This is a genomic window from Bacillus sp. FSL K6-0042 (genome assembly GCF_038006685.1).
GTDB lineage: Bacteria > Bacillota > Bacilli > Bacillales > Bacillaceae_G > Bacillus_A > Bacillus_A pseudomycoides.
Genome location: NZ_JBBOVS010000004.1, coordinates 1 through 12,101 on the forward strand (window position 1 = coordinate 1; position 12,101 = coordinate 12,101).

General features: G+C 33.3%; 14 protein-coding genes. 7 read left to right on the forward strand and 7 right to left on the reverse strand.

The window, feature by feature from the left end:
- The first annotated feature begins 485 nt into the window (after positions 1–485).
- The 7 genes from MHH45_RS26730 to MHH45_RS26760 all read left to right on the forward strand — a co-directional run bounded on the left by MHH45_RS26730 (position 486) and on the right by MHH45_RS26760 (position 6,611).
- Positions 486–656 carry a DUF4083 domain-containing protein gene (locus MHH45_RS26730; RefSeq protein WP_003204277.1) on the forward strand — a complete coding sequence of 57 codons (171 nt, stop codon included), beginning with the start codon at positions 486–488 and terminating at the stop codon, positions 654–656.
- Between the two features lie 85 nt (positions 657–741).
- Positions 742–1,047 (forward strand): hypothetical protein, encoded by a 306-nt coding sequence (locus tag MHH45_RS26735; protein ID WP_050775682.1) that lies wholly within the window; start codon positions 742–744, stop codon positions 1,045–1,047.
- A 107-nt stretch (positions 1,048–1,154) separates the two neighbouring features.
- Complete coding sequence (locus MHH45_RS26740; protein WP_239499977.1) at positions 1,155–1,736, forward strand: hypothetical protein; 582 nt, start codon at positions 1,155–1,157, stop codon at positions 1,734–1,736.
- Between the two features lie 1,390 nt (positions 1,737–3,126).
- Positions 3,127–4,260: an aminotransferase class V-fold PLP-dependent enzyme gene (locus MHH45_RS26745; RefSeq protein ID WP_088094479.1), complete on the forward strand. Its 1,134-nt coding sequence runs from the start codon at positions 3,127–3,129 to the stop codon at positions 4,258–4,260.
- A gap of 463 nt (positions 4,261–4,723) precedes the next feature.
- Positions 4,724–5,668 (forward strand): tyrosine-type recombinase/integrase, encoded by a 945-nt coding sequence (locus MHH45_RS26750; RefSeq protein WP_088094478.1) that lies wholly within the window; start codon positions 4,724–4,726, stop codon positions 5,666–5,668.
- A 20-nt stretch (positions 5,669–5,688) separates the two neighbouring features.
- A complete protein-coding gene (locus tag MHH45_RS26755) occupies positions 5,689–5,856 on the forward strand; it encodes a hypothetical protein (RefSeq protein WP_170927964.1) in 168 nt (55 codons plus the stop codon).
- Between the two features lie 164 nt (positions 5,857–6,020).
- A complete protein-coding gene (locus MHH45_RS26760) occupies positions 6,021–6,611 on the forward strand; it encodes a DUF4030 domain-containing protein (protein ID WP_088094477.1) in 591 nt (196 codons plus the stop codon).
- Between the two features lie 118 nt (positions 6,612–6,729).
- Here MHH45_RS26760 and MHH45_RS26765 read toward each other — a convergent pair whose 3' ends face one another.
- From MHH45_RS26765 to ssb, 7 genes are all read right to left on the reverse strand, one after another.
- Positions 6,730–7,335, reverse strand: coding sequence for a hypothetical protein (locus tag MHH45_RS26765; protein WP_088094476.1), 606 nt, complete (start codon positions 7,333–7,335; stop codon positions 6,730–6,732).
- Positions 7,336–7,676: 341 nt separating this feature from the next.
- Entirely contained in the window at positions 7,677–7,865 is a 189-nt protein-coding gene (gene hfq, locus MHH45_RS26770; protein WP_006097696.1) for an RNA chaperone Hfq, read from the reverse strand.
- Positions 7,866–7,892: 27 nt separating this feature from the next.
- Positions 7,893–8,228 (reverse strand): transposase, encoded by a 336-nt coding sequence (locus MHH45_RS26775; RefSeq protein ID WP_088094474.1) that lies wholly within the window; start codon positions 8,226–8,228, stop codon positions 7,893–7,895.
- A gap of 167 nt (positions 8,229–8,395) precedes the next feature.
- Positions 8,396–8,674 (reverse strand): AbrB/MazE/SpoVT family DNA-binding domain-containing protein, encoded by a 279-nt coding sequence (locus tag MHH45_RS26780; RefSeq protein WP_006097646.1) that lies wholly within the window; start codon positions 8,672–8,674, stop codon positions 8,396–8,398.
- Between the two features lie 55 nt (positions 8,675–8,729).
- The gene (locus tag MHH45_RS26785) at positions 8,730–8,861 is read right to left on the reverse strand and encodes a hypothetical protein (protein ID WP_255261574.1); all 132 of its coding nucleotides are present in this window, start codon (positions 8,859–8,861) and stop codon (positions 8,730–8,732) included.
- A 105-nt stretch (positions 8,862–8,966) separates the two neighbouring features.
- A complete protein-coding gene (gene ltrA, locus MHH45_RS26790) occupies positions 8,967–10,766 on the reverse strand; it encodes a group II intron reverse transcriptase/maturase (RefSeq protein WP_003207675.1) in 1,800 nt (599 codons plus the stop codon).
- 819 nt (positions 10,767–11,585) lie between these two features.
- Positions 11,586–12,077: a single-stranded DNA-binding protein gene (gene ssb / locus MHH45_RS26795; RefSeq protein WP_088094473.1), complete on the reverse strand. Its 492-nt coding sequence runs from the start codon at positions 12,075–12,077 to the stop codon at positions 11,586–11,588.
- Positions 12,078–12,101 lie beyond the last annotated feature (24 nt).

A 12,101-nucleotide genomic window follows, 5' to 3' on the forward strand; every position in this document is an offset into this window, starting at 1 on the left:
AAATTTACATAAATGCTTTTAAAAGCTCTTGTACGGCTGGAATTAATCCACCTAAAAATTTTAAAATTGCCATTGCGATTGTCATGCTAATTCCTCCTCTTTAAATTACTGAATATTAAGAATTCTATAAATTCATTATATTACAGATTTAAGAATATAACAATATCTTTTTTTATTCTCTCTAAGATTTCGAAATATGCTCATAACAACATTTTTCAAACCGCATTTATTCATGATAATTAAGTTCACTTTTTTCGTTTTGGGGTGGATTTGTTTTCTTAAGTTGATGGGCATGGGCTAGTACCACATCAATCACCATCAACCTAAAGAATCAAAATTTTCCCCCATAACGAAAATCCTATTCATTATTGACTACTGATAATGATGCGTTATGTTAACCTTACATGAATACGATATACAACCAAAATCACACAACATATCACTTCTTCCGAATGGTATAATAAGGAAAAAGGAGGTTCTGAATAATGCCTTTAGGAACCACTATTTATTACATCATTATTCTAGTAATCATTGGTGCACTGCTTGGCGGGATTATACGTATACTTCGATATACTAGCAGTCGCAAAAAACAAAATCCAATTGAGCAAAAGTTAGATAAAGTTATTCAACTGTTAGAAAAACAAAACAAAAATTGACCCTCTATCCGAATGAGAGGGGTTTGTTGTGCTTTTAGACATGATCTCTTACATAGCTTTTACAATGTCAAAAGGAGAAAATTAATTGAAAAAGAAAACACTTTATATAATCTTAGTACTATTCATATTTTCATTGTTATACATTTATTTGCACAGTACTCCGATTCGTGCCATTCGTACTGCTATGTTTTTTACTGGTCACCCAATCGAAGCATTCCAAGGAACAATTAGGGAGATGGAAGATATAAACCATCAGGTTATAAAATACAATGGTAAAACCTTTTACTGGATTCCTGCATTTCAGATTCGGAGTACCCACATTGATGTATTAACGGCTTCTGTTGAGAAAGAGAGTTTTCTGTATAAAGCAACACTTGGAAACTCTCCATAAAACTAAGAAAAGATTAACTTCCGTTTTCGAGAATTATGTAAATATTTTATTTTAAATTCACAGCAAGTACATGTTTTTTTTGTAAAATATAGTTAAAATTGGAAAGGGTGGTTGTATTGGTTAAATACAAGTCTTATATTGCTATAGGCTGTGTTAGCATAGGAATCTTGGTTACAGGTATTATTGGATGGAATGGAAAAACAGAAGCTATACAAGTTAATAAAAATGCATCATCTTTTGAAGTTAAAGAGCATGACCAAGGTATACATTGGATTTATGATTTATATGGTATTGAAAACCAGATAGGTTTTATTAAGCAACCTATAGTTGTAAATCAGAGTAAAACATATGATTGGTTTTTGTGGGGAACTGAGAAACTAAGATCTGATCAATCGCTTAAGATTACCGCTATTCATCCAAATACAAAACAAGAAATTCAAATTGCAGACATAAAACATATAAACCAGTATGATCAATCTATCCACTCTTTCTATGAAAAAACTAAGATATTACCGTTAAGTAATTCTGTTAGCAAAAACAGTATAAAGCTTATTTCACATCAAGCGATAAATATGAAATTCCCTAAAAGTGGGACATGGAATCTTAATGTTTTAATTGGAGATAAGAAACTTCCACCTATTCCTATTGAAGTAACAAATCAAGAAGAAATATTAACTCCTTTAAAATAGATATTTAATTGTTCATAAAAACCCCTTCAAAATTAAAATGAAGGGGTTTTTATATAGAATTATAGATAGATTGAATACCGATAAGTGAGATTATGTTAACTGAACAATCGTACTTACAAATAATCCTAATTATAGTAAAATTTATAAGGGTGATAATTATGAGAAAAAGCGAAAAAGATGATTTATCTTGGAGAGTATTTAAATTATGGATATCAATTCTAAGAAGTATCCGTTTAGCATTTTTGTGGTCAATTCTTATAGGATTTTCTTATTTAGGTTGGGTAAAAATCATACGTAAACTATTTGAATAAATATATTGTGACATGTTCAATAACTCCTTTATTCATATTGTTTTGAATGTATACTTTTGTTGTTAATTTTTAAGATATTAGGAGATTTGTTGTGAAGTCAATATTTTAGAGGATTTGAATGTAAACAAATGTTAAAAAGTTTACATTGGAGTATTTAAAAAAATTAATCTCTCAGACGAACTGAGCGGTTTTTTGATATTATTATGTTTATTTTTATAAGGGGATAGTTCCTGGTTTCACCCTAGCCATTGCACTCACACCCAAAAACAAGGGGATAATAAAAAATACAGGAGTGCTATATGAAGCCAAGTCGAACATATAATAATAATTGATATTAGAAAAATTTGTAATGAGCGGTACTCATCAGGAAAGGGTGAAAATACTTGAATAAAAATCATATATGGTTAGCTTTATTATTATCTTTGTTAATAGTAATGCCTTGGAATTTACTTTTCTTTTATACACCTATCCTTTTACCAATTATGGGGTTTATATCTAAGTTCATTTTATATTTTCTCTTAGTGTTAGTAAGTCTTCGATTTCTTCAATATTTAAAACATAAAACTAACTATGAAAAAGAATTAATAGAACTTATTAAAAAATCTAATCACCTAACAAATAAAGAAAAATAATGTAAATTTTAAGAGTTCTCTCAGCTTATCTGAGGGATTTTTTTATTTCTGGGTGTTTTTTATAGGGGTCCCACCAACAAATAGGGGTCACTATATCATTCTGGGAAAATTGTACGCTAAGGAGTACAAATCCTTATCCTTACAGCATTCTTTAAAGGTGCATACAAGTTCAAAAAGATAAAAATATAAGTTTAATTGAACATTGATTTGCTGACACACTTTATGAACACGATTATAGCTAGAAAACGTTGATATTATTGAGTTTAATCCTCTGTTCATAAACTTAAGAGTTTTGGAACAAATATTGGGTTTAAGAAATATTGACAGGCTGCTTTTTTGATAAAAAGCGCTTTTTTAATTTTGTTCCGCAATCGGGCCATTTAGTTGAGGAAGGATTTTAAAATTTACACACAGAATTATTTTGTGTGAAGAAAAGGGGGGAAAGAATTGAACCATGATTTTTATCGCTCATTATTTCCTATATTAGCTACCCACACACACCTAGCTAGTTGTTCCCAAGGTGCATTAGCAAAGTCTGTTTCAAAAGCTATTGAGGAATATCATAATAGCCTACTTCTGTCAGGGAGTAATTGGAATGAAGCAATAAGTAAAGTGGATGAGACTAGGGTGAAATTTGCTGAACTTATTGGAGCCGAAACAGGTGAGGTTGCTGTATTATGTTCTGTTTCTGATGCTATTTCTGCTATTGCAGCTTCCCTTCCTTATCAGCAAGAGAAAAATAAAATCATGTTTACGGATATAGATTTTCCAACTGTCGGTCATATATGGTTTGCACAAGAACAATTTAAGGATAATGTTTCCGTTATTCGTTCTTCCAATGGGGAAATATCTCTGGAACAATATGAAAAAGAAATAACAACTGATACGCTTATTACATGTATTCCCCATGTAAATTATTACAACGGATATAAACAAAACGTTAGAGAGATTGCTGAGATTGTGCATAGAAAAGGCTCGCTTTTATTCGTCGATGCTTACCAATCAGCAGGACATATTCCGATTGATGTGAAAGAGATGGAGATTGATATATTAGCAACGGGAACTCGTAAATACATGTTAGGTATTCCCGGCGTAGCGTTTTTGTATATAAAAAAAGAACTAGCAGAGCAATTGAAACCAAGAGTTACTGGATGGCGTGGACAAGAGCAAGCATCTTCTTTTGACATTTATAATCCTGTTTTTGCAATGGGGGCTCGTCGATTTGAAACAGGTACACCTTCTTTTATAAGTATATATGCGGCTTATGAGGCACTAAAATTGTTACTTGAGGTTGGGATAAGTAATATTGAAACCTATTTAAAAGAGCTAACCCAATTCACCATACATTATGGACAAGAAAAAGGATTGCATCTCATTGGACCACAATCTATTGATAATAGGACGAGTTTGATGTCTTTTCATGTTGAAAATGCATCAAAAGTGGAAGCGATGTTAAGAGATAAAAATATTATTGTTTCTGCAAGAAAAGATGTTATAAGAATTGCCCCTCATTTCTATACCCTTAAAAATGAAATAAAATGTGCAATAGATGAACTTGTAATCTTAAAAAATAGGGGTTAAACAAATATTTACTCCAGAAATCCTGAATTGCGGACCCACACAATACATAACGATCTTCAGCAAACGGGCGCTTTAATGGAGCAACGAAAAAAGCCTAATTTCTCAATTTTAATGAGAAATTGGGCTTTTTATATTTACTTATAGTGCAAAATAGCGATTAAAATAGGTGCAAAATAACTCCTAAAGTGACAGTGTACCTTTTGACACTGCACAAATAAATTAGTAATAAATTTCTCAATATGGATACTGTCGCTATTTTTAGCTATAATATTCAAAATTAACAGTTAATGTAATATGATAAAAAAGTGATGGCTATCACCCTATTTTTTTCTCCTTATGCCATAGATAAGACCGAGTTTCTGGTCTTATCTTTTTTATTTATATATTTTCTTTGGGGATGAATGGGTAAGTGGAATATGTGTAAAATTTGATATACTAAAAGAAAAATTAGGATGATAAGCTTATGCCAACAAAAGAATTTCAAGATACTGTACAACATTTTTCTTCTTTCTTATTAAATAAAGGACGCAAGCCTTCTACAATTAAACGATATGTTTATGATATTGAAGACTTTGGTCATTGGTTGCAAAAATCTAAAAAACTCCCTACATGCAATATATGGACGACACTTAATAAAAAGGATTTTGAAGCGTATTTTTACGATTTAAAGAAGAAACGACAGTACTCTGACAAAACAATGCATCGTGTCTATATTGTCTTAAATAGATTGTATCAGTATTTAAAACTGCCAAATCCGTTAGAGGGAATGCAACTTAGTATTCAACCGAACCGTGCGTTACGTGATGAAGATTTTATTACAAAAGAGGAAGAGAAAACTTTAAAGTCCATTTTAAGTTCATTAGAAGGATTAACAGAAAAACAACGTTCTGTTCGTCCAGTACTTATGGATCGTAACATTTCAATTGTGCATTTGCTTATTCATAATGGATTATCCTTACAAGAACTTGTCGGTTTACAGATGAAGCACGTCCATTTTGAAAACAATACGATCTCAGTACCAGGAATAGTGGGTATAGAAAGAACGATTCTTTTAACTGAAGACGATAAAAAGCGCTTATTTAACTATTACAAAATCATTCCTGAACCTGTTCGTCCAAGATACCATAGCAATGAACCCTTATTCGTAGCCTTCGACTTTACTCGAAATACTTATCGTTGGTCATATGAAAATGATGCACCAAAGGCATTAACAGAGATTGCTGTTCAAAAAATGATTCGAATTGAAGTTAAAAGAGCGAATTTACGAAAAGGAATTTCAGCACAACATCTTCGAAATACCTTCATTTTACGGCTGATTGAACATGGAATTTTAAAGGAACAAATTATAAAACAGGTAGGTTTTAAATCTAAACTTTCGTTAAAAAGATATTATGATTTCATCGATTAAAAATAACGGAGGAAGATAGTATGAAGGAAAATAAAAAACAGGAGCAACAGTACATACGAGTGTATACATTAAGGGATAGAAGTACCAAATCCATTAAAGTTGAATCTTGGCGAACCTTTAAAGAGGAGATGAGAGTTCTAGGTCTAAAAGAATCGGATATTTTTCAAATTCAGTTAATAGCAAAGTAAAATAACCCCCAAAATGAGATGAAGGTTTTTCGTTTGTTTTGGAGAATACCTAATCCAATATGAAAATAGAAGTTAGATCAATTACACTTGAAGTATTTTTTTTATAATCTAGGCTCAGATACGGCTCAAATATATAACAAGGAATCACTGGAAAGGAGATTGGGATGAATAAAGGAAAAGGGTTATTGTTACCTCTTTTATTAACTATTGTATTAAGTAGCTGCCAACAGAGCGATATAGAAGAAGCAAAAAGTGAAGGTTCAAAAGTTATGGATACTGTTAGGAATACAGTGAATAAAAAAGATTTTCTCAGTTCGTCTGTGGATGATAAAGCGAGAGTTGTAGACCTAGAAATAGCGGATACTGTAAATACAAGTAAATTAAAAAAAGAGATTAACATTCAGTTAAAGAACCAAGATATTAGACCATATACTATTAATATTAGTCAAAGAGATATGAACATTGTAAAAATAGAGAACAGGTGGGACAGAATTTGCAGTTATATTCTTGAAGAATTGTTCCATAAAAAAGGATACAAAGGCTTTTCAATGCGGGCTTATGTAGAATCAGGGCAACCTATTCCATTTGCTATATATACGCCTATAAATAGTGCTGATTCAGGAGCTAAAGAGTTTGGGGAGAAGATCGAGAAAGAAATTGATAATCTACTTAAAACACAGCAAGCACAAAAATGGATTGAAAATGATTTATATACTATTGAAGTTTATAGTCAAGATAATCAAAGAATCAACTAACAAGTCTATGAACAGGATATAGGAAACTTAGTATCAATAGGCTTGTATTTGATGAAAAAGACTGGATTCATACCCAGTCTTTTTTACATGTATATAACTATTAGATTTAGAAATTGTATTATTTATAATAAACTTGTCCACTATCAAGATATATAGTTCCCCCACCATAATTTTTAAGTCTAAGTTGATAATAATTACCAGAAGCATTTAAAAGGTGAGAAATAGGAATGTTTAATCCACTTGAAAAGGAACCCTTAACTACATATTCTTCCCACAACGAACTATTATGAAATACTTGTACTGCCAATCCATAAGTCTTAGTTTGTGGTTCTACCTGTACACTTTGAGGTAGGTAAAATGATGTGCCATCTTTAATCCACCGATAGTTACTAAATTCCATATATCCAAAATTATAAACATTCATAGCAAGAGAGTTAACTTCTGTTTTATTTTGCATATTGCCATCGAACTTAGAACTTCTTAAAGGAGTTTTAGCCATGTCTTGATTAAATTTTTCTAATTCTTCTTTAGAATATGTTTTAACCAAATTCCTATCTTTATCGTAAACTTCTACAGATACATCATCAATTTCTGCATTATCGACATTTGCTGTAGATGCAGATACAGAAGAAGGCAAAGCTTCTCCATGTGCAACAGTTGAAGGTAAGATTATTCCTGCTGCTAATGCAAATACCCCAGCTTTAGCTAAATATTTTCTTTTCATAACATCATCCCCCTATTGTCTTAAATTTGTAGAACAATGTCATCATATCTTACAAATATTGTATGTGTAAATGTATTTTCAGAATATTTTTTCACCTTTGAATTATGGGGGCATTTTTATGAATTGCAGGAGAATAATAGGGATAAGGGTTACAAGAGAAATTTTAAAAATTATGGGGGCAAAAATATTTTTGTTGAAATACAATAAAAAAAGGAATCCTTATCATAAGGATTCTGCAACAGGGAATAACAAAAATATAAATAATAAAAAGAATTACTTATATTATAGTCTATATAGCAATAACATAATATTGAGAAATATTTACATAAATCCAGTATGTATTACGTGGCAATTGTAGAAATGGCTTGTTTATAGACCAGTTGTTGTTTACCACCAACCATCATTAGGACGGTAAATCTATCTGTTGCAAGGATTTGCCCACGTATTGGAACCCCACTCTTTAAAAATAAAGTGATTTCCTCTTTTTTACCTTTCAATTGTTCATACATGCCTTCTTGTAAATTAAACATGGAATGTGCCCCCTCGTTTGTTTGTAGTTACTTTTCTTCTAATACCATCTGCTTTTCATTGTTAGGTATTTGTGATTCCCATTCGCTTTCGATTTTTCGAAACCATTTACCGATTTTACTTAAATAATATCTCTTTACTTCCCCATATGGAATCCAAATTTCACGTTCTTCTATTCGATCCATTACTTCACTAAGAATCTCATCATGCTCGTATTTTTTAGGTCTTCTATGATTCAATTGTACAAATTTTGTATATTCCCTACGAAGCCAATTAGAAATGCGTTCTCTTTGTTGTTGTCTGAGATGTGACCATTTTTTATTTGTTTGACGGATTTGTCCATTAACTTTTATATGATTTTTCATAGACAAGCCTCCTATTACTGTCAAAGCGAATATATAACTATCGTAGCACACTAAATTCAGAAAAGGGAAAGAATCCCCTAATGAAGATTTCTGTGTTTTTTATTTTTAATTTCGGTACGTGAAATTATTTATATTTGGCTAAAAAAAGCCCCTATAAATGGGGCTAATTATTTTACAAGATACTGTTGTACTTCTTTTATTAGTAGCTCTGCACCTTCTGGGCTTAATGTAATCTTGCCGTTTGCAAGAGAAATATTCTTATCAGATACTTCTCCTGTTATTGCACAAGCACCATTCGCTTCATATTTTTTTAAGATGATTTTTTCACCTTCTACATAAATCTCTAACGGTGTCTTTTCTTGTATTGCTAGCGTGCGTCTTAATTCCATTGGTATGACTATACGTCCTAATGGATCTAATTTTCGCATTACTCCTGTTGATTTCATGAAACCTCTCCCTCATATAATCTATAGCTCTATATTTTATACCCTATGACATTTTTCATTGTAACAAGCTTTCTCCAAAGATTGAAAACATTATAAACCAAAAGCTTACAATCATAATAAGAATCTCTTTACATTTTTGTGAAATGGGATACTTTGTATCTGTCGGGTAGGTCAGGAATGTTTCCATTCCTTTCCCCCCTAAGAACCGCACGTGTCAGTTTCCCGACATACGGCTCGGGTATACCTTTATCTTCTGTCTTGGGTAGGTTACACCTTGCAAATGTAGCCTGTTTTATACAACTATTTTCCTTTTGTTTAACATCTTTCGAAATGCATTGACTTGTTTCTTACTTGGTATTTCTCCTCTTGCTGGGAAGGCTTTGTGCCAAAGAATATGGCATGCTGTGTGTACCAGCGCCAGGTTTTCATACTTGTCGGATCCACCATGACATTTTGGCTTTTTATGATGCGTTTCTAAAGCTTCTTCCGTTAATATTGATGTGTTGCATAATGGACACCTGTGTTTTTGTATTCGGGCTAATTTTTGTCTTGATAATACATTGTTTTTTTCAAACAACTTAACTTCTCTATTAAGATAATAGTTTGTCAGTTTATTATCGAATGGTGTATTTTTATATGCTACTGTTGTGTGATCAATAATTGGTACCCATTTCATTCGAGTCAATTGATATTTCTTATTTGGATCTGTTAATAACCATTGATCTTTGCTTTGCCCGTGTATATCCGGGTGAAAATATCTTTTAATAATCCATTTCCATGTTTTATTAGTGTGTAACCTTTTCAGAAAATGTTTTGTTTTTTTCCAGATATAATAGTCCATTTTTGAGAAAATTTTCTTACTTTGAACTGTTCTCCAATAGTTACCGTATCCACGAATAATTGGATTTAAATCTCTAATCAATCCTTCTACGTTACTTCCTTGATGTTTTTTAAAGCATTCCCGAACTTTTTCAATCATCTTGGATTGAGATTTTCCGCTAGGTTTGACGATCATTTTCCAGAGTCGTCCTTTTTCTTTACAAGTCGGGTAATGTCTGAAATGAAAACCTAAGAAATCAAAACCTTCAGTAATGTGTACGATTTTTGTTTTTTCTGGTGCTAGTTCTAAGCCACGTTTTTTAAGATATGGTTTAAGTTTTTCATACATGCTTTCAGCTTCTTTTTGTGTTTCGCAAATAATAACAAAGTCGTCTGCGTATCTTACTACGGTTTTTGTGTCGTAAACTTCATGATATATTTTGATTGTTTTATTCTTTTGTTTCTTTCTGACTATACGATAATTAACACCGATTTCATCTTCCATACCGTGTAAAGCGATATTAGCTAATAATGGTGAAATAATTCCGCCTTGAGGTGTTCCTGCGTCTGTTTTGTTGAATACATCGTTGTCTACAAACCCTGCTTTCAACCATTTTGCGATTGTGTTTTTCGCCGGAAAATCAGCTAATTGTTCTAGGATGTAGTCATGATTCAAGTTGTCAAAGCATCCTTTGAAATCACCTTCAAATATCCATCTTTTTTTAGTATTAGTGTGTAGTTTATTGAATATAGCCTCTACAGCGTCGTGCGCACTTCTTTTTGGTCTGAAACCGTAAGATATAGATTCAAAACGATATTCCCATTGTGGTTCTAGTGCTAGTTTAACAATATTTTGGAATGTTCGATCGATCATTGTTGGAATTCCTAACGGTCTCAATTTGTTTTTGCCCTTCGGTATATATTTTCGTAGTGCTGGTGAAGGGTTGTGACTGTAAATATTGTAATCTTTAATCTTGTTGTATAAATCTGTTCTTTCTTTATTGGAAGAGACTTTAAAGCCGTCAACTCCCGCTGTACGTTTCCCTTTATTGATTTGTGTCACCTGACGTATCGAAAGCAATAATGCCGCTTTACTCCTCATCATTAGACGTTGCAAGTTTTTTACTTCGCGTTTCTTCCCAAGACTTTCTGCACGATAGATCCGTTGCTGTAACCTCCTAACATACTTCTCTAATTTCACCCAGGGGATGTCATCAAAGGAAGTAAGCGGAGTAGCAGCGGACACATACGATTTTTCTGTAGCGTTTTTCACGCACCTCTCCTCCTTATAGTATCTTGTGCTCTCGGCTAAAACGATTCGCTACAAGACTGGTCACTTTCCGTTTTCTTTCGTGTTGTATACCTTCCGGAAGTCAGCACCCTTTCAGGTCATGTCATGGATTTGGTATCGCTACCGACATTATCCACCACAGGAATAATCCCTTCCTATTCCATTTCTTGCTTGGTGGCGTTTGCTTCCTCCTTCTTCCTCTACCCACTTAAGAGTTAGTCATTCCTTACGGTTTGATTACCCTAGTATTGGTTAGACCTCGATTCTCCTTTCAGATGTTTTGGGACTTAATTGGGTTTAACAAGTTCAGCTCGTTTCAGATACGAATGGGACAGACTCCTTCTATTCACCGCCTGGACTGTGGGTATAAAGGTCGATATGATGGAAGTATCGATTCTCGCCAGGAATGCAATGGTATTAGCTCTATAACCATTGGTAACAATAACGATGTTTATCAAAGGTTCACAAGTTAGTCACGAGACAGGTAACCCTTTTTCGCAATGAATGGATTCAACCTACTCTATACCATTCTTCCTCTAGCACAGGGGACCGCCTTGAGCTGGAAGATCCTGCACATTTTACTCTCTTGCAACCGAACACCTTACTCCTTCTCACTGCTTCACAGCAGGAATACGTTTCATTTTACCCGTTGCCGGGGGCGCCGTTTCGAGCGAGGACATCCGTTATACTCAGATGGACACTATGGTGTTGCTATAGCATCACTGAAATATAGGATTAAAGCCGCTTTCTTGTCGCACTCCATCTATCGTTTCCTCCCTTTGTACAAAGTTTTACTTAACATTAGAATGGTAAATCGTCGTCCGAAATATCAATTGGTTGACCTGAATTAGAGAATGGATCATCATTCTTTTTAAATCCAGAATTACTAGATTGATTAGATGAGTTCGAACCTTGATTACCAAAACCAGCTCCTACTGGCTGCTGATTAAATGAATTATGTTCTCCTCCACCACTATTACGTGGCTCTAAAAATTGTACGCTCTCTGCAACCACTTCTGTAACATATACGCGTTTCCCATCTTGCCCCTCATAATTACGTGTCTGAAGACGACCATCTACACCAGCTAAACTACCTTTCTTTAGATAGTTTGCTACATTCTCAGCTTGTTTACGCCAAACAACCACTGAAATAAAGTCAGCTTCTCTTTGTCCCTGGTTTGTGAACGGTCTATTCACAGCTAGTGTAAATGTTGCGACCGCAACCCCATTTGGCGTGTAACGCAAATCAGGATTCTTAGTGAGACGACCAACTAAAATTGTACGATTGAGCACAGTAATTTCCCCCTTAATAATTTT

Excerpts from the sequence above, each read along its gene's own strand:
- MHH45_RS26765 (WP_088094476.1), bottom strand. The coding sequence starts at position 7,335 with ATGAAAAGAAAATATTTAGCTAAAGCTGGGGTATTTGCATTAGCAGCA.
- MHH45_RS26780 (WP_006097646.1), bottom strand. The coding sequence starts at position 8,674 with ATGAAATCAACAGGAGTAATGCGAAAATTAGATCCATTAGGACGTATA.
- MHH45_RS26775 (WP_088094474.1), bottom strand. The coding sequence starts at position 8,228 with ATGAAAAATCATATAAAAGTTAATGGACAAATCCGTCAAACAAATAAA.
- MHH45_RS26755 (WP_170927964.1), top strand. The coding sequence starts at position 5,689 with ATGAAGGAAAATAAAAAACAGGAGCAACAGTACATACGAGTGTATACA.
- MHH45_RS26730 (WP_003204277.1), top strand. The coding sequence starts at position 486 with ATGCCTTTAGGAACCACTATTTATTACATCATTATTCTAGTAATCATT.
- hfq (WP_006097696.1), bottom strand. The coding sequence starts at position 7,865 with ATGTTTAATTTACAAGAAGGCATGTATGAACAATTGAAAGGTAAAAAA.
- MHH45_RS26785 (WP_255261574.1), bottom strand. The coding sequence starts at position 8,861 with ATGGAAACATTCCTGACCTACCCGACAGATACAAAGTATCCCATTTCA.
- MHH45_RS26760 (WP_088094477.1), top strand. The coding sequence starts at position 6,021 with ATGAATAAAGGAAAAGGGTTATTGTTACCTCTTTTATTAACTATTGTA.
- MHH45_RS26750 (WP_088094478.1), top strand. The coding sequence starts at position 4,724 with ATGCCAACAAAAGAATTTCAAGATACTGTACAACATTTTTCTTCTTTC.